The organism is Burkholderia sp. Tr-20390 (genome assembly GCF_017104595.1).
GTDB lineage: Bacteria > Pseudomonadota > Gammaproteobacteria > Burkholderiales > Burkholderiaceae > Burkholderia.
Map to the genome: position 1 here is coordinate 1 of NZ_JAAGPC010000046.1, position 17,441 is coordinate 17,441.

Consider the following 17,441-nt stretch of genomic DNA (forward strand, 5'->3'; position numbering starts at 1 on the left):
CGATCGCCACGAGCCCGAGCGCGTCGCCCGCGAGGCCCAGAGCCAGCGCGCGGCGCTCGCCGAGCCGCGCGATCAGCGGCCCGATCGCGAAGGCCTGCGCGAGCGCGTGACACGCGCCGTAGCCCGCCAGCGACAGCCCCGCGATCGGCGTCGACCAGCCGAAATGCTCCTGGCCGTACAGGATCCACAGTGTTGCGGGCGCCTGCGACACCAGCGCCACGATCACGTAAATGCCGATCAGCGGGGCGAGCGCGGGCGCGCCGGTCAGCCGGCGCAGGCTGGCGAACGGATTGAGCGGGCCAACCGCATGGCTTTCGCGGGCCGAACGCGGCCGTGATTCCGGCAGCGCACGCCAGACCAGCACGAGATTGAGCGCGTTGAGCACGGCGGCCGCGACGAATGGTGCGCGCAGATGCAGCGCGCCGAGCAGGCCGCCGATCAGCGGGCCCACGATGAAGCCGATGCCCATCATCGCGCCGAGCTGGCCGAAGCGTCGAGCGCGATCGGGTTCGGCGGTGACGTCGGTGACATAGGCAGTCGCGACCGCGACGTTCGCGCCGGTGATGCCCGCGATCAGCCGCCCCACGTAAAGCCACGCGAGGGTCGGCGCGAGCGCCATCAGCAGGTAGTCGAGCGCGGCGCCCGCGAGCGACGCGAGCAGGACGGGCCGGCGGCCGAAGCGGTCGCTCAGCGCGCCGAGCAGCGGGGCGCACAGGAACTGCGCGAACGCATACAGCGCGAGCAGGATCCCGTAATGGGTGTCGGTGCTGCCTGCGTCGGCGAGCGAGCGCAGCAACCCGGGCAGGATCGGCATCACGATCCCGACGCCGATCGCGTCGAGCAGGACCGTGGCCAGGATGGCAATCAGGGACGGGTTCAAGAGCGTGACTCTATCGGTGATAGAGTGGCAATTATTCCACAGCTTTCCCTATCGGTGATAGAGATGAAGGACACAGGGGCGCGGCTGACGCGCGACACGGTATTGCGCGCGGCGCTCGAACTGCTCGACGAAGTCGGCATCGACGGGTTGTCGACGCGCAAGCTCGCCGAGCGGCTCGGCGTGCAGTCGCCGACGCTTTACTGGCATTTCAAGAACAAGGGCGAACTGCTCGACGCGATGGCCGAGGCGATCATGCTCGAGCGTCACGATGCGTCGCTGCCGCGGCCGGGCGAAGCGTGGGATGCGTGGCTTTTGGACAACGCGCGCAGTTTCCGTCGTGCGCTGCTGGCCTATCGCGACGGCGCGCGCCTGCATGCCGGTACGCGGCCGCGGGCGCTGCATTTCGGCTCGATCGAACGCAAGGTCGCGCTGCTCGGCGATGCGGGTTTCGCGCCGGACGAGGCGGTCGACGTGATGTATGCGCTGGGCCGCTTCGTGGTCGGATGGGTGCTGGAAGAGCAGGCGGAAGCGGACGGCGACGCCGATGCGCCGCTGCCGGACGCGGCCGAGTATCCGCTGCTCGCGAAGGGTTGGGCCGCGCTGCGCGCACGTGGCGGCGACGAGGCGTTCGAGCGTGGCGTTGCGTTGATCGTCGACGGCGCTCGCGCGCGCCTGGCAGCGCGCAAGCGCTGCTGACGCGGTCAGTCCGGCGTGCGGCCGTCGAGCACGCGTTCGAGCGCGTCGAGTGCGCGGGCCGTCGAGTCCGGCGCGATGCAGTCGACGACGATCCGCTCCGGCATCGCGCGCAGCCAGGTGATCTGGCGCTTGCAGAGCTGGCGCGTCGCGAAGATGCCCTTGTCGCGCATCGTCCGGTAGTCGGTATCGCCGTCGAGGAATTCCCACGCCTGCCGGTAGCCGACGCAGCGCATCGACGGCAGGTCGGGATGGAGGTCCTCGCGACGACGCAGCCGCTCGACTTCGTCGATGAAGCCCGCGTCGAGCATCGCATCGAAGCGCTGTTCGATCCGTTTGTGCAGTACTGCGCGATCCGACGGTTCGAGCGCGACCGGCACGAAGCGGTAAGCGGCGGCCGCATTGTCGGTGCGCCGCGGCGCGGCAAGCAGCACCGACATCGGCTGCCCGCTCAGCATGAACACTTCGAGCGCACGCTGGATCCGCTGCGAATCGTTTGGCGCGAGTCGCGCGGCCGTGTCGGGATCGACTTGCGCGAGCCGCGCGTGCAGCGCGGGCCAGCCATCGCGCTCGGCTTCGGCATCGAGCGTCGCGCGCACGTCCGGATCGGCGCCCGGCAGGTCGTTGAGCCCCTGCGTCAGCGCCTTGTAGTACAGCATCGTGCCGCCCGCGAGCAGCGGCGTGCGGCCGCGCGCGGCGATCTCGCCGATCAGGCGCAGCGTGTCCGCGCGGAAACTCGCGGCCGAATACGCGTCGGCCGGATCGATGATGTCGATCAGGTGATGCGGCACGCTCGCGCGCTCGTCGCGCGAAGGCTTCGCGGTGCCGATATCCATGTTGCGGTAGACGAGCGCCGAATCGACGCTGACGATTTCGATCGGGCGGCGCGCGGCGAGCGCCAGCGCCGCGGCCGTCTTGCCCGATGCGGTGGGGCCGAGCAGGCAGGCGATCGTCGTCGGGCTGGGGGTGGCGTGCTGTGCTGCGCTCATTGGCCGCGCATGAAGAGGCGGTCGAGATCGTTCAGCGTGAGCTGATACCACGTCGGCCGGCCGTGATTGCACTGGTCCGCGCGTTCGGTCGCTTCCATCTGCCGCAGCAGCGCGTTCATCTCGTCGAGCGTCAGGCGCCGGTTCGCGCGCACCGCGTGGTGGCACGCGAGCGTGCCGAGCAGTTCGTGCTGACGCTCGGTGAGCACGCGCGAGCCGCCGAACGCGTGCAGATCGGCGAGCACCGCGCGCGCGAGCGACTGCAGGTCGGCATCCTTCAGCAGCGCCGGGACTGCGCGGATCGCGAGCGTCGTCGGCGACAGCACCGCCAGGTCGAAGCCGAGCGATTCGAGCGTGTCGCGCTCTTCCTCGACCGTCCCGATCTCGACCGGCGTGGCCGTCATCGAGATCGGCAGCAGCAGCGCCTGCACGGCGACCGAGCGGTCGGCCAGCGCGTTCTTGAACTGTTCGTACAGGATCCGCTCGTGCGCCGCGTGCATGTCGACGATCACGAGGCCGTGCGCGTTCTGCGCGAGCACGTAAATGCCGTGGATCTGGCCCAGCGCGAAGCCGAGCGGCTGCTCGTCGTGCGCGGTCGCCGCGATCGGCGACGCGGTGAAGCCCGACAGCGGTCCGATCGGCGCGTCGGCCGAATCGCGTGCGAGGGTCGTCGTGCCGTCCGGCGTGCCCGCGCTCGTGTCCTTGCGGCCGAACAGCGCGTCATAGAGCGCGAGCGGCTGCGCGACGGGCAGCGTGCCCTGGGTCATCCGCGCCTGGCGCATCCACGTGTTGCCCGACGACGGGGACGACGACGGCGACGAGAAGCCGCTACCGCCGCTGCCGGTTGCGTGGCCCTGGCTCTGCCCGAGCGGTGTGTCCAGGAATGAAGCGGGCCCGCGCGGTGCCGGTGAGAGTTGCGCGGCATGGCCGCCCGCCGTGGTTTCCGGCGACGCGCCCGCGTGGCGCGCCAACGCGCGCTGGACCGCATGGAAAACATATTGGTGGATCGAGCGCGAATCGCGGAAGCGCACCTCGATCTTCGACGGGTGCACGTTCACGTCGACGGCTTCGGGCGGCAGGTCGAGGAACAGCACATATGACGGGTAGCGGTCGCCGTGCAGCACGTCCTCGTAGGCCGCGCGCACCGCGTGCGTCAGCAGCTTGTCGCGCACGAAGCGGCCGTTGACGAAGAAGTATTGCTGGTCGGCGCGACCGCGGCTTGCGGTCGGCAGGCCGGCGCAGCCGTAGACCGCGAGCGGGCCGGCCTGCTCGTCGAGCGGCAGGTGTGCGGTCGCGAAGCTGTCGCCGAGGATCTTCGCGACGCGCTGCGCCGGCTCGGTCGCATTCCAGTGCTCGACCGCCTTGCCGTTGTGCAGCACCGAGATCGCGACGTCCGGCCGCGCGAGCGCCGCGCGGCGAATCATTTCCAGGCAGTGGCCGAACTCGGTCTGCTCGCTCTTCAGGAACTTGCGCCGCGCGGGCGTGTTGAAGTACAGCTCGCGGACCTCGATCGTCGTGCCGGTCGCACCGGCGGCGGGCGACAGCACGCCCGTCTGCGCGTCGATCTTCATCGCGTGCGCGGCATCGGCCGTCCGGCTCGTGATCGACATCTCGGCGACCGACGCGATCGACGCGAGCGCTTCGCCGCGGAATCCGAGCGTCGCGACCGCCTCGAGCTCCTCGAGCGAGCGGATCTTGCTGGTCGCATGGCGCATCAGCGCGAGCGCCAGCTCGTCCGGCGGAATCCCGCAACCATCGTCGGTGATCGAGATGCGCTTGACGCCGCCTTCTTCCAGCACGATGCGCAGCGTGCTGGCACCGGCGTCCATCGCGTTTTCGAGCAGCTCCTTGACGACCGACGCCGGGCGTTCGACGACCTCGCCGGCGGCGATCTGGCTGATCAGCTGGTCGGGCAGGGGCTGGATCGCGCGCAGCAGGCGCGGAGCGGGGGCGGGCGCGGCGCCCGCGGCCGTTTCGGTGATATCGGACATGGCCGAATTATAGCGAGGCGGCGAATGCGTGCCGGGGCGACCGGCGGTTACGTTTTTTCACGGAGCCTTAAGGTAGTTTCGGTATCATGGGTCCGTAACACGCCCGGCCTTGACCGGCGGGCGCTTCAGCCTTTTTCGGCCGTTCCGGCCCTATCGCCTTCGAGGAATCGCATTTGGATACGCTGCTTCATTTCGTCAACCTTGTCCTGCATATCGACGCTTTCCTCGGCGATTTCATCCGGCAGTACGGCGCGTGGGTCTATCTCGTGCTGTTCCTGATCGTGTTCTGCGAGACGGGGCTCGTCGTGTTCCCGTTCCTGCCCGGCGATTCGCTGCTGTTCATCGGCGGCGCGTTCGCGGCGACGGGCGAGATGAATGTCGGCCTGCTGATCGTGCTGCTGCTCGTCGCGGCGATTTCCGGCAACACGGTGAACTACATGATCGGCCGCTGGATCGGCCCGAAGGTGTTCAATACGCATATCCCGGTGCTCGAGCGCTTCCTCGATCGCGCCGCGCTGCAGAAGACCCACTCGTTCTACGACAAGCACGGCGGCAAGACGATCGTGCTCGCACGCTTCATTCCGGTCGTGCGGACGTTCGCGCCGTTCGTCGCGGGCGCGTCGTCGATGAGCGCCGCGCGTTTCCAGCTCTTCAACGTGATCGGTGCGCTGGTGTGGGTGCTGCTGCTCGTGCTGCTCGGCTATTTCTTCGGCAACATCCCGTTCATCCGCCAGTACCTGAACGTGATCGTGCTGGTCGGGATCGGCGCGGCGGTCGTGCCGGTCGCGCTTGGCGCGGTGTGGAAGCTGGTGCGCGGGAAGCAGTCGGATAATGTGCCGAAGGCGGGTGGGCGCTGAGCGGGAGTGGTCGGTTCTCTTCTCGGTGCAATAGAAAAGCGTGGCGGCTGCCACGCTTTTTTTTCGTCCGGTGCTTCCGTTACGCGTTGCGATGCGAGATCGGGGTTTCGGGCGTCGGGTATTGCGCGTCGCGGAACGTCTCGATGATTACGCGGTTGGTGTCGCAATACACCTGCCAGTAGTTCTCGGGTGCCGTGGACGGGCGCACGAACAGCAGCGGGCCTTCCGGCGTGAACTGCAGCACGCCGACGTCCGGCGCCGGGGTGGTCAGCACGTTCGGGATCTGCTGGATCGACGTCTTCAGGCGGTTGATCGCGTCGACCGCATCGACGCTGTTCGCGATCTTCGCGGTCAGGTCGACGCGGCGATGCGGCGTGGCACTGTAGTTCGCGATGTTGTCCGAGAAAATCTTGTTGTTGCCGACGATCGTCACGATGTTGTCGGCGGTGATGATCGTCGTGCCGAACAGGCCGAGCTCCTTCACCGTGCCCGTGACGCCGCCCGCGCTGATCACGTCGCCGATCTTGAACGGGCGCAGCACCTGCATGAACACGCCTGCGGCGAAATGCGCGAGCAGGCCGCCCCAGGCGGTACCGATCGCGAGGCCGAGGCCGGCGAGCAACGCGGCGAACGAGGTCGTCTGAACGCCGAAGATCTGCAGGATCGCGAGGATCAGCAGGATCGTCAGCAGCACGCCGACGACGGAGGTCAGGTAGTCGGTCAGTGTCGGGTCGACCTTGCCGCTGCGGCGCACGACCTTGCCGAGCAGGCGCGTGCCGATACGGATTGCCCAGCGGCCGACGAACCACAATACGATCGCGGCGAGCAGGTTGAGGCCGAAGTCGAGGCCGCGGGTCATCAGGAATTGCTGGGCTGTGGCGAGATCGATCATGCGTTCTCCGAAGTCAGGGGTAGAAAGGGCGGCGCATGCACCGGATGGGTGGCGCTTTTATAACCTGACCTGGGAGGGGCGGGCAACCGGCCTGACATTGCTTGACGTAATGGAAAACGGGCAGGACGCGTGTGCGTGCTGCCCGTGGCGGTTGCCGGTCTCATGCAAAATGACATCTGAACCGGTTCGAGTAGAAAATGCCTGACGATTCCGTGAGTGACTATGTCGTCAGGCAGCGGATGTACCGATCGTCGTCAGCGTATCGTTCGATCGCGAAAATATTGCTGCCCTTGCCACCCGGCATAACGTATCGCGTTGCGCGTCCAACGTATTGCCTTGACGAGTGGGCGGGCGCGGTTTCCGCGTATTTTCTCAAGCGGCCGAGCTGCATTCGGCGCCAGTTGCCGGGCGATTGCTTCGGGTGTCGTGAACAGCGAGAGCTGCCAGTCCCAATAAATGGCGTAACGGAGCAGCACTCCCGCCGTCAGCATGTCGAGCGATAGTCGGCGTTCGCGCCACGGCTGCTCCAGCGCATCGTGCGTCAGCCCCCAGCCAGCATAAAAGGGCAGGCCATAGGTATGGACTTCCTTCCCGCGCATCAGTGCATCGAAGCCGGCGAGCGACGAGAGCGTATGCAACTCGTCCGTCACGTCGATCAGCGAAATGAGATCCGCGTCCGCATCGACGATGTCCGCGAGGTGTTCTGCATCGACGAGCCCGGCGCGATTGCCGGACAGTACGTCCGGATGCGGTTTGTAAATGATGAATGCGTCCGGTCGGCGAGCACGCACTTCCTTTAATAAGGCTTCCGATGTGGCTATCGTGCCGGTTCCCAGTCGGATCGACGCGTCGTCCGCAACCTGGCCGGCGACGAGTACGACACGCTTGTCATGAGGGATGTGCCACGTAGGCGCCTGGCGGCCGAGATTGTATTTCGTGAGCCCGAGCCGCACGATGTCCTGCCTGAGCGCCGCCGCGCGCCGCAATTCTGCTTCGTCGAACGTGGTCTGGTTAAGGATGACGGTCAGGTCGCTCGGACGACTCGCGTCGAAATACAGGCCGCGGCGGTCGATGACCTGGCTGCACGGTGGTGACATGTCGGAGCCGAGTCCTGTCGAATGGATAAAGCCGTCTTCGATCCGGACATGGGCGACGCCGGTGGGCAGGCCTTCGGCCGATCGTCCCCCCCATATCGCCGCGTGTTCGTCGGTGTGGGCGTCGCGCGGATCTGCGATCCAGCGCAACGTTCCGCCTCCCGCCGACAGGTAGGGCGTGGCGTAAGGCCGCTTCCACCATTGGAAGCGCACGCCGGCCACGCGGCCGAGATCCCTGTATCGGTCGGCGACGGCGTGCTGCAGCTCGATGCAGTCGAGTGCAGTATCGAGCGTGCCTTGTGTGCCGCGCGCCGGGTCAAGGTAGCGCGCGAGCTGCAGGAAAGCGGCATCGAATAACGCAAATACCGAGGGGCGCGCACGGCGCTCTGGCATGGCGGTGTGGTCCTGCGTCAGTCCCCAGCCCGCGTAGTAGGGGGTGCCGAACACGTGAACCGGGACGTCGGCCAGAAGCGCTGCCATCCCCTCAGATGCTCCCACGACATGGACGGCGTCGGCGCGCCGCAGCACGTCCCGCAAGGAATGCGCAACGTCGAGAATCCTTGCATTCCCGTGCAGTTGCGTTTTCGTCGAAAGCCAGTTGCCAGCACCTGCATCGGCGGAACGCAAGATCCAAAGGTCTGCATCGCGGTGCGCCGCACGTGCTGCATCCGCCATTACAGCAAAATTCTGTCGGCGGAGTGTTGCCGGTGTGCAGATATCGGTATGCGACGTTTCGCGTTCATCGATCAGCACAATGCGTTTGCCACCACCGGATTCGTGCCATGCATTCGGCAATTCGGCGAGCTGATGGCGAACGTGCAACGCGTCGCTGTCGAGCACGCGGCGCATCAGGTCGCGACATAGCCTGTCCGTGTCGGTGTCAGGCGTGGCCGCTAGCAGGCCTTCGAGTGCGGCGACCAGTCCACCGCGCGCAACCAGATCCGACGGAACGCAGAACCACGAAAGAGGCGGAGCGTGGGTTGCGTGCCGGGCGAAGATCGGACCGGGGCATGCAGGGTACACGGTACGTCCGATCGACGCGGACGTTCGGGCAAGCGCGACGCCAAGCCACGAATCGATCCACACGAACGGCGACTTTCCGGTCAGCCAGCCGATCATGCGTTTGCCGCGTGCGGTTGCACTTGCGTCGAATGACCGGGATTCGGACGTCATCGAGTGCTCAGTGGGTGCCGGAATCATTTACCGGAGCGAATCGAGGAAGCCATCGATGCGATCGAAGTGCTCGGCCCAGGTCGGCGCTCGAAAGCGCTCGATCCGCGTGAGCTGATTCGCGCGCTCGCTGCTGTCCGAGCGAGCGTACTCGCGAATCCGTGCAAGCCATCCCGGCCCGTCGAGCGGGTCGAGATAATCGGGAATGTCCGATGCAATCTCGTGAAAGACCGGCAAGTCGCTGGCGAGTACCGGCACGCCCAACATCAGTGCCTCGACGAGCGGCATCCCGTAGCCTTCGGCGAACGACGGGAAGATGAGCGCTCGTGCATGTTGCAACCATGCGTGCAGTCGTTCATCGCTGCAATCCGATTCTTCGATAACCGCACCGCGGATCGTTGTGCAGCGCTCCAGCATATCGACGACGTTCTCGCATTCCCAGCCGCGCCGACCGATGACCACGAGCTTGGGGGCGGTTTCCCCAAACTGTTCGACCAGGCGCCGCCAGACATGCAAGATGAACCAGTGGTTCTTGCGCGGCTCGATCGTACTGAGCATCACGAAGTACGGGCCATCGATCGGAGCCGGGCTCGGTGGATGAGGTTCCACGGCGGGTGCGAGTGGAGCGACGACGACTGGCGGGAGCGGAAGCGACGCTTGCCGGGCCTCGTTCGCCAATTCGTCGTAGGTCGCCTGTGAATTGCTGATCAGGCCACTCGCATGTCGGAGTGCTGTATGGATGCGGGCACGATGCGATGCGTCCACGCCAGGGCGGCAGTATTCCGCATGCGTCAGCGGAATCAGATCGTGGACCATGAAGACCGAGCGCGCGTTGCGTTGCGCCATCGCTCGATAATATCGGGTGAACTCCATCCCGTTGTGACTTGTATGCAACAAAATTGCGCGATCGAATGTTGCCGATCGAAGCCCGTTTAGCAACGCGGAAGCAACTATTCTGCGCACTGCCCATCGGTCTCGATCGGACGACAGCAGCAACGAGAACGTCTTCTGCGAGGCTTTTTCCGTTAAAACGATGGAAAAACCGCGTTCACTCAGGACTGCGCGCGCACGGTTCCCATATCGACGGATGTAAGCCAGTCCAACTCTGTCTACCCCGGTGGGAATCAGGCCGTCATAAAATCGGGTGGCAAGACGAGTGACGTCTAGAAGTATTTTTGTCACGCAGGTGCAATGTGGTTGTGCGTACGGAAATGAAAAATGTTTCCGTTTGCCGAAGCCTGATGGCTCATGCAACAATTCCGCCGGGTAATTCTATGGCATCTCGCATGGCGGGACAATTCGCGTGTGCGTCTGTTGGTCAGCACGAATGCGGGGCATGCCAAAAAAATTGAAGCTTGATGTCAGATTTACCGATTCGTTCGCGCCCCTGTGCGCGGAAGCAATGGATTTTTGAGGCCGCCCCTGTTTGTGCGAGACCGGCTCGCTCCTTAGCGGGCTAAGGATTCGGCTGAGCGTAGCCAGGGCAGATGGACGACGAAAAACCGAGGGGGCTCCAAGGGCGTCTGCCGGCATTTCGGATGCGCCATGCTGGTAAATTCTCCGGTACATCTTACATTGTGCGGTAAAATCCGGCGGCCTTTGAATGACTGGATTGTTAAATGCAGAGTTTAAATCGCAGTGTTTGGGTGGCTGCTGCCATCGGCGGCACCATTGGGTTGGCTGCGTGTGGAGCCATTCCCACGTCCGGGCCGAGTCGTTCCGAGATTAATGCCAGTGGTGCCGGCACAAATCAAGTCAGTTCGCAAGGAGTCCAGGTCGTCGATGTGACTGATCAGGTGGCGCGGCAACTCTATGCCGGCCGCAAAAGTACGGATTTTGCTGCAGCACTAGGCGGCGATTCGGCGTTTCAGCAACAGTTAGGTGTGGGGGACGTGGTCGAGGTGTCGATCTGGGAAGCACCGCCTGCCACTCTGTTTGGCGGTGGTACGAGTGACGCTCCGACGCCCAGCGGTGTACCGACTGGCGCGCGGCTGACCAAGTTGCCGACGCAGGTGATCGACGGTAACGGCAACATCCATGTGCCGTTCGTTGGCGCCATCAAGGCAACGGGCCGTTCGCCAAGCCAGTTGCAAGCCTATATCGCAGCGCGTCTCAAGAATATCGCGCATGACCCGCAGGTTCTGGTGCAACTGGCGCGGAACGAAACCTCGTATGTCACCGTGGTAGGAGACGTATCGAGCAGCACACGCATGCAACTGAGCGCGCGTGGCGAACGCGTGCTCGACGCGCTCGCCGCGGCCGGAGGTGTGAAGCAGCCGATCAACAAGACCATGATTCAGGTGACGCGCGGCGAAACCGTCGCGCTGGAGCCGCTCGAAACGGTGATCCGCGATCCGCGCCAGAACGTGCCGCTCAAGGCAGGTGACGTTGTCACCGCATTGTTCCAGCCCTACAGCTTTACTGCGTTTGGTGCGACGGGCAAGAACGAGGAAATCAATTTCGAGGCACAGGGAATTACGCTGGCGCAGGCGTTGGCGCGGGCGGGTGGCCTGCAAGACTCGCGTTCAGACGCACAGGGCGTATTCATTTTCCGGTTGGAAGATCAACAGGCGCTGAAATGGCCCAACCAACCGGTGCGAACGACGGCAAACGGGAAAGTTCCGGTTATCTATCACATCAATCTGAAGGACCCGGATTCGTTCTTCGTGGCGCAGAGCTTCATGATGGACAACAAGGACGTCCTCTACGTCTCTAATGCGCCGGTGGCAGAACTGCAAAAAGTGCTGAACCTGGTGTTCTCCGTAGCCTACCCGATCGTGTCTGGTGTGCAGACGTTCAAATAATTATGAAATTCCTGAAGCGAATTAACCGCTTGTTTTTGATAACGGTCGTTATACCTACTAGTATTGCGATTATATATTTCGGAATTGTTGCCAGTGATGAGTATACCTCTGTCAGTAGCTTCCTGATTCGCAGTCCGCAGCAAACTAATACTTCCGGATTGGGTGGTTTGTTGAAGGGCGTCGGTGGTTTTTCGCAGCCGGAAGGGAGTGCGTATACGGTTCAGAAATACATTCTCTCTCGTGATGCAATGATGGTGTTGGATCGGGAGCAAAAGATCAAATCGAAATTTCAAAATGGTTCGATCGACTTTATTAATAGATTTTCAGTATTTGGTTTGAATGATAGCCTCGAAGAGTTCTATCTTTACTATGGTAAGAAAATCGTTGAGGCAAAGGTTGATACCGATTCCCCGATTGTGACGCTGAATACCAATGCGTATGATGCGCATCTTGCTTGGAGTATGAATAAGCGTCTGCTGGAGTTGGGTGAGCGGATCGTCAATCAAATGAATGCCCGAGCTAGGGCGGATCTGATTAATACTGCGCAGCATGATGTCGATGTTGCAAAAGAAAACGACCGTATCGCTACATTGGCGTTGGCTCGTTATCGGAATAACGCGGGTGTTATCGACCCCGAACGCCAGTCCAATATTCCACTGCAGCAGGTTGGAAAGCTTCAGGACGATCTAATTGCCACCCGTGTGCAGATTGCCCAAATGGAAAGGTTGTCGCCGGCCAACCCGGGGCTGCCGACTCTGCGCGATCGCGCTAAGTTGCTGCAACAAGCGATCGATCAGGTGAGTCAGCACGTTGCCGGCTCTCCGGGCGGCTCGTTGGCCAGCAAGGCTGCGGAGTTTCAGCGTCTGACGTTGGAGAAGGACGTTGCCGACAAGATTCTTGCGGGCGCTATAACGTTGTTGGATCAGGCACGTGTCGAGGCTGAGCGTAAGCAACTTTATCTTGAGCGCATTTCCGAACCGAGTCTGCCTGACTATGCGATGAGCCCTCGCAGGGGGCGAGCCATCCTCGCTACGTTCCTGCTCGGATTGATTTTGTGGGGCGTATTGACCATCGTTATCGGTGGAGTGAAAGAGCACTATGACCGCTGATTACCGTCCTCCGACGTTCCGGGAGCAACTGGGCATCCAGGTCAGAGTCGTCTGGGCGCTCATCATGCGCGAGATGATCACCCGTTTTGGTCGAGAGGGGCTTGGCGTATTGTGGATAATGGCTGAGCCGGCGATGTTTGTGGTCGGAGTAATAGTCATCTTCAGTAATACGGAAACGACGGCCAGGTATCCGGTTGCGGAATACCTGGCCGTCAGTTATCCGACTCTACTGTTTTGGCGCAATGCGACGAATCGAGTGATCAAGGCGATCGACTTCAATCGTGCGTTGTTGCACTATAAGCCGATCCTGCCGATGGATATACTGTACTCGAGAATCATTCTCGAGTTCGCAGGTGCTACAGCGTCGTTTCTTGTTTTGTTTGTCGTATTGATTGTAATTGGTATTTGCCAGATTCCGGCTGATCCACTTACGATGATATTGGGATATTTCCTAGTATTGTGGTTTTCGTTTGATTTCGTTTTGATTATGGCTGCGCTGTCTGAGTTGAGTGAGTCGATCGAACGGGTGTCGCATGTAATTCTCTATCTGATGATGCCCGTATCGGGGGTTTTTATACCCACGTACGTTTTGCCTCCGCGACTTGCTGAGATGATGACGTATTTCCCGCTGATCGATGCGGTCGAGTATTTCCATCACGGATATTACGGGGATCGCATGCCTACACTCTACTACATTGATTACACGGTGTTTGCGTTGTCATTTTTCACTTTGTTTGCACTTTCGCTTGTTCATTACGCCATTCGGCGAGTGCAACTCAACTGAGGTCGAATGTGATTGAGCTGCGGAATGTATGCAAACGCTATCCGATTCATCACGGTCGATCGCACCGGGAGATACTCAAGAGTATCAACCTCCGCGTTCGGTCGGGGGAGCGATGGGGTATCCTTGGGCGCAACGGTGCGGGGAAATCGACACTGATTCGCATTATCAGTGGCGCAGACCGTCCACATTCCGGCGAGGTCATCAAGACCATGTCGGTGTCGTGGCCCCTGGCATTTGGCGGCACCTTTCAAGGCAGTCTGACCGGCAAAGACAACGTCCGTCTGGTTTCTCGCGTATACAACATCGACTATCGCAAGGCTCTCAGGCTCGTCGAAGATTTTGCGGAACTTGGGCCGTATCTCGATGAACCGGTCAAATCATATTCGTCTGGTATGACGTCGCGCCTGGCATTCGCCATTTCTATGTCGATCGAATTTGATTGCTTTTTGATTGACGAAGGAATGGCTGTTGGTGATCATCGTTTTTATCAGAAATGCAATGTCGAGTTGTTCGAGAAAAGGGGTGACCGCGCCATGATCATTGTTGCGCACCAAACGGAACTGATTCGTAATCACTGCAGCCATGCCGCAGTCCTGGAGGGAGGCGTGCTCACTGTTTGCGATACAGTCGAAGATGCGATTCGTATTTATGAATCCCTTTGATCTGTAAATGAAATGCCTGCCTTCAATTTCCGAGGCCCAATAAATATTACAAATAAGATGGTGTGTGGGCGTTTAGTAAACTTAACTAATGTGAAAAATAATGTACACGCTTTGTGATTTCATCATAGAGAAAGCTGACGTGCTTCGCCAGGAAGTCGGTACGATTCTGGTTTCGCACGCTTTGATGGGGGAAGCGCGGCAACAGGCGCATGGTTTCACCGCATTTTTGCGAAATGGGCAAGGACGCTCGTTTCAGAAAATACAGGATCTGGCGCTCGACGGGAGTTCCGAATCCGATCGGCGCATTTCGTCTAATCTGGTGGCGGTTGTCGGTGCCGATTTTGAGGCTTGGGGGGAACTGCGAGCCTTGATGCAGCGGATCGGCGCCGGCGAAAGCGGTAGCGTCGTTGTTTTGGTGCCGGCAGGACAGGATGCTATGTCACAGGCCAGCCTCTCGCAGTTTGTCGCCGAATGCGCCATCCGAATGCAGGCGTTTGGCTTCTCCGGTGAAGTCCGTATCGCCTCGCAGTGCGACGGAGCAGAACTCGGCGCGATCGGGCTGAAGCGGTTGCGTCCTGCAACATCGCTCGGCAAGGTTCTTGAAAGTCTCTCGCCTAGCGACGAGGGGCGGGTTGCTGTTCTGACGTTGGGCGCTCGCGCGTCGGATATGGGCCGCACCACGCCGCGTGAACCATTGTTCACGGTCCTTACGCGCACCCAAGGCTCGCGCATGGAGACCTTGAGCGAGGTGTTCCTGTGTCTTTCCGCACAGACTGTCGATGATTTCGAGCATCTTGTCGTCGCGCACAACGCGACACCTGAGGCGGTCAGCGAGATTCGTGCATTGATTGATAGCCAGTCGGCATCGATGCGCGAACGTATCCGATTCGAAGAAGTGATCGGCGGCACCCGGACTACGCCGCTTAATGCAGGGTTCGGGATGGCGCGAGGCAAATATGTCATCATTCTGGACGACGATGACATCGTGTTCGCGAACTGGTTGGAAACGTTCCGAGCGATCGCGCGTGAAATGCCGGGTGCGCTGCTGAGGGCGACTGCCGTGCGGCAGGAGTTCACTTGGGCTTATGTTGAAGGTAAGCGAGCAGCCCGTGCGATCAGTGCAATGCACCGGGATTATGCATCGCAATTCGATTATTTTGAACATCTGGAGGTGAGCCAGACGCCTCCGGTTTCAATTGCCTTCCCGCGCAACGTGTTTGCAAACTACGGCTTGCGCTTCGACGAAACGCTCACGACGACTGAGGACTGGGACTTCATCATGCGTTGCGCTTCGCGAGTCGGCGTCGGTAGTTCCGAGGAGATCACCTGTATATATCGGTGGTGGAGCGAAGCGGAGAGTTCCCGAACCTTGCATTCCAAGTCGGAATGGGTTGATAACCATACACGTATCCAGGACAAGATTGACGCTGATATCAATCTTATGGAAGCCGGCAGCACGCGCAAATTCCGCGAGATCTCGGAAAAGATGGACGAGTATCTGCGCTGGGCGAACAAGATGCACCACGATTTGATCGATCTTCAGTTGGCTACGAATTCGAACGATGTCGAAGAGATCAAGCAGAAGATCGCGGCCATCTCCGATGACGTCCAGCATGAAATTGTGGTCATGTCGGGGGATAGTTCACCTGAGGTGCTGTATTCGCCGCCGCAGCAAGATCTTTTGCCGCCACCGCGGGTGCCGTTCTGGAAAAAGATACTCTCGGGCTCGCGTGCGATGGCGCAGATGCGTGCCAGTCAGCGTCGCAAGATCATCGAGACATCCGGTATTTTCGACGCAAACTGGTATCTCTCGACCTATCTTGATGTTGCCGAGCAAAAGGTGGATCCGCTCGTGCATTTTATTCAGTTCGGTAGTAGGGAGTTACGTAGTCCGTCGGCGCAATTCAATGCGCGTAGTTATTACGTAGAAAATGCAGACGTACGTGATCAGAAGATCGAGCCCGTTTTTCACTTCTTGCTGTTCGGCAAGCGAGAAGGGCGGCGTCATCAGGAGCACGTTTGAGGTAGGGTGTTCTCGCTAATTTTTTGTTGCGATATGCCATCAACCGATTATCTAGGGGCTCTGTAGATTTATGTCTGAAAACACGCCTGCTATGACTCTTGTCGGTGATCGTTATTGTGTGGAAATCGCACCGGCTGCGCGGGAAGTCGTGGACTTTACGCGAGAAAAACGAGGGCGCAATCTAATTTTATTTGACAAGCGGAAATGCGCGCTTCGATATCCGCTCGTAACGAAAGCTGAGAGAAATGTGTGGGATCCAGGTCTTGCACAGCTGACTCGGATTTTTTTGAACAATTATGCTCGAGTTGCGCAGGAATAACTCCAGCGAAAGTATTAATCGGCGCAATTAAATGTACGGGCAGCGCGACATCCGTGCTCGCGTGTCATTGAAGGAGCAGGAATACATGAAAGTATTGATTACGGGTGGTGCTGGGTTTATCGGCGCGGCGCTCGCACAGGAATTGGTGGGGCGGCATAATGCGCAGGTTGTCTCGGTGGATAACCTGCTTCCCCAAGTACACGAAGACGGCGTGCTCCTGAAGCGCTATCCGGCGACGGCAAAGCTAGTGCGCGGTGATGTGCGCAACGGGGAACTTCTTGATTGCGTGCTGGCTGATTTGCAGCCCGATTATGTCGTTCACTTTGCTGCGGAGACGGGAACTGCGCAGTCGATGACGCACTCCAGCCGTCACGCGAGTGTCAACGGTGTGGGCACGACTGAATTGCTGGATTCGCTTCGCCGTGTGCAGTGCCGCCCGCGGCGCATTTTGCTGTCATCTAGCCGCGCTATCTATGGCGAAGGGGCATGGCAGGCGGAAGATGGCAATCTTTTCTATCCGGGTATCCGCAGCCGGGGCCAGCTATCGTCGGGCAACTGGGATTTCTGCGGAGCAGACGGCAAGCCGGCTGTTGCGATGCTGCACAATGCTTCCACCGTGCTGCCTAATCCCACTAGCATTTACGGTGCGACGAAGCTGGTCCAGGAGCATCTGCTTAAGGCGTGGTGTGCGGCGAATGAGATTCCGTATCATATTCTGCGCTTTCAGAACGTCTATGGCATCGGTCAGTCGCCGTCAAATCCATATACGGGCATCATCAATATTTTTCACCGAATCGCTCGACGCAAGGAAGTTATTCCTGTTTACGAGGACGGCGAAATTGGCCGCGATTTTGTGTGGATCAGTGATGTCGTCGATGCTTGCCTTGCCGCGCTTCTTGACCAGAGTGCAGGCTGCGGAACTTACGACGTGGGGAGTGGCGAGGCAACGACTGTAGCGCAGGCCGCGGCCGTTGTTGCGGCGCTTCACGGTGCTCCGAGCCCGCGTGTCACAGGTCAGTTCCGCGAAGGAGATGTTCGTTGGGCTGTTGCTGACGTCAGTGCGCTCAAGGCAGATCTTGGTGTGGTGCCGAAGGTCTCGTTCGAGGAGGGGGCCGCGCGTGTCGGAGAGTGGCTTTTCGACGGAACGCAAGCTTAACGCTATCAATCGTTGACAGCA

14 protein-coding genes are annotated in these 17,441 nt (G+C 60.7%); 8 read left to right on the forward strand and 6 right to left on the reverse strand.

Annotated features, from left to right (window positions below):
• Positions 1 to 880 (reverse strand): MFS transporter (locus G3N98_RS15125; RefSeq protein ID WP_206148575.1); only part of this gene is annotated, 880 nt, incomplete at its 3' end.
• A gap of 63 nt (positions 881 to 943) precedes the next feature.
• On the opposite strand from G3N98_RS15125, the gene tetR reads away from it, so the two are divergent.
• Positions 944 to 1,576 carry a tetracycline resistance transcriptional repressor TetR gene (tetR, locus tag G3N98_RS15130; RefSeq protein WP_206148576.1) on the forward strand — a complete coding sequence of 211 codons (633 nt, stop codon included), beginning with the start codon at positions 944 to 946 and terminating at the stop codon, positions 1,574 to 1,576.
• A gap of 5 nt (positions 1,577 to 1,581) precedes the next feature.
• Here tetR and miaA read toward each other — a convergent pair whose 3' ends face one another.
• Entirely contained in the window at positions 1,582 to 2,562 is a 981-nt protein-coding gene (gene miaA / locus G3N98_RS15135; protein WP_206148577.1) for a tRNA (adenosine(37)-N6)-dimethylallyltransferase MiaA, read from the reverse strand.
• Positions 2,559 to 4,550, reverse strand: coding sequence for a DNA mismatch repair endonuclease MutL (gene mutL / locus G3N98_RS15140; RefSeq protein WP_206148578.1), 1,992 nt, complete (start codon positions 4,548 to 4,550; stop codon positions 2,559 to 2,561). The genes miaA and mutL overlap by 4 nt, the downstream gene beginning before the upstream one ends.
• A gap of 173 nt (positions 4,551 to 4,723) precedes the next feature.
• Here mutL and G3N98_RS15145 point away from each other — a divergent pair, with 173 nt between their 5' ends.
• The gene (locus G3N98_RS15145; RefSeq protein WP_006484968.1) at positions 4,724 to 5,407 is read left to right on the forward strand and encodes a DedA family protein; all 684 of its coding nucleotides are present in this window, start codon (positions 4,724 to 4,726) and stop codon (positions 5,405 to 5,407) included.
• 79 nt (positions 5,408 to 5,486) lie between these two features.
• Here the strand turns inward: G3N98_RS15145 and G3N98_RS15150 are convergent, their stop codons facing one another.
• The 3 genes from G3N98_RS15150 to G3N98_RS15160 form a co-directional block, all read right to left on the reverse strand.
• Positions 5,487 to 6,299 carry a mechanosensitive ion channel family protein gene (locus tag G3N98_RS15150; protein ID WP_175240431.1) on the reverse strand — a complete coding sequence of 271 codons (813 nt, stop codon included), beginning with the start codon at positions 6,297 to 6,299 and terminating at the stop codon, positions 5,487 to 5,489.
• A 254-nt stretch (positions 6,300 to 6,553) separates the two neighbouring features.
• Positions 6,554 to 8,566, reverse strand: a complete 2,013-nt coding sequence (locus tag G3N98_RS15155; RefSeq protein ID WP_206148579.1) for a capsular biosynthesis protein — start codon at positions 8,564 to 8,566, stop codon at positions 6,554 to 6,556.
• Between the two features lie 27 nt (positions 8,567 to 8,593).
• Positions 8,594 to 9,745 carry a glycosyltransferase family 1 protein gene (locus G3N98_RS15160; protein WP_206148580.1) on the reverse strand — a complete coding sequence of 384 codons (1,152 nt, stop codon included), beginning with the start codon at positions 9,743 to 9,745 and terminating at the stop codon, positions 8,594 to 8,596.
• 437 nt (positions 9,746 to 10,182) lie between these two features.
• On the opposite strand from G3N98_RS15160, the gene G3N98_RS15165 reads away from it, so the two are divergent.
• The 6 genes from G3N98_RS15165 to G3N98_RS15190 all read left to right on the forward strand — a co-directional run bounded on the left by G3N98_RS15165 (position 10,183) and on the right by G3N98_RS15190 (position 17,420).
• Positions 10,183 to 11,367, forward strand: a complete 1,185-nt coding sequence (locus G3N98_RS15165; protein WP_206148581.1) for a polysaccharide biosynthesis/export family protein — start codon at positions 10,183 to 10,185, stop codon at positions 11,365 to 11,367.
• Between the two features lie 2 nt (positions 11,368 to 11,369).
• On the forward strand, positions 11,370 to 12,476 hold the full coding sequence (locus G3N98_RS15170) for a hypothetical protein (protein WP_206148582.1): 1,107 nt from the start codon (positions 11,370 to 11,372) through the stop codon (positions 12,474 to 12,476).
• Entirely contained in the window at positions 12,466 to 13,260 is a 795-nt protein-coding gene (locus tag G3N98_RS15175) for an ABC transporter permease (protein WP_206148583.1), read from the forward strand. The genes G3N98_RS15170 and G3N98_RS15175 overlap by 11 nt, the downstream gene beginning before the upstream one ends.
• An 8-nt stretch (positions 13,261 to 13,268) precedes the next feature.
• Positions 13,269 to 13,922, forward strand: coding sequence for an ABC transporter ATP-binding protein (locus tag G3N98_RS15180; protein WP_206148584.1), 654 nt, complete (start codon positions 13,269 to 13,271; stop codon positions 13,920 to 13,922).
• A 100-nt stretch (positions 13,923 to 14,022) separates the two neighbouring features.
• Entirely contained in the window at positions 14,023 to 15,945 is a 1,923-nt protein-coding gene (locus G3N98_RS15185; RefSeq protein ID WP_206148585.1) for a glycosyltransferase family 2 protein, read from the forward strand.
• Positions 15,946 to 16,349: 404 nt separating this feature from the next.
• Positions 16,350 to 17,420: an NAD-dependent epimerase/dehydratase family protein gene (locus tag G3N98_RS15190; RefSeq protein ID WP_206148586.1), complete on the forward strand. Its 1,071-nt coding sequence runs from the start codon at positions 16,350 to 16,352 to the stop codon at positions 17,418 to 17,420.
• The last annotated feature ends 21 nt before the right edge of the window (positions 17,421 to 17,441 follow it).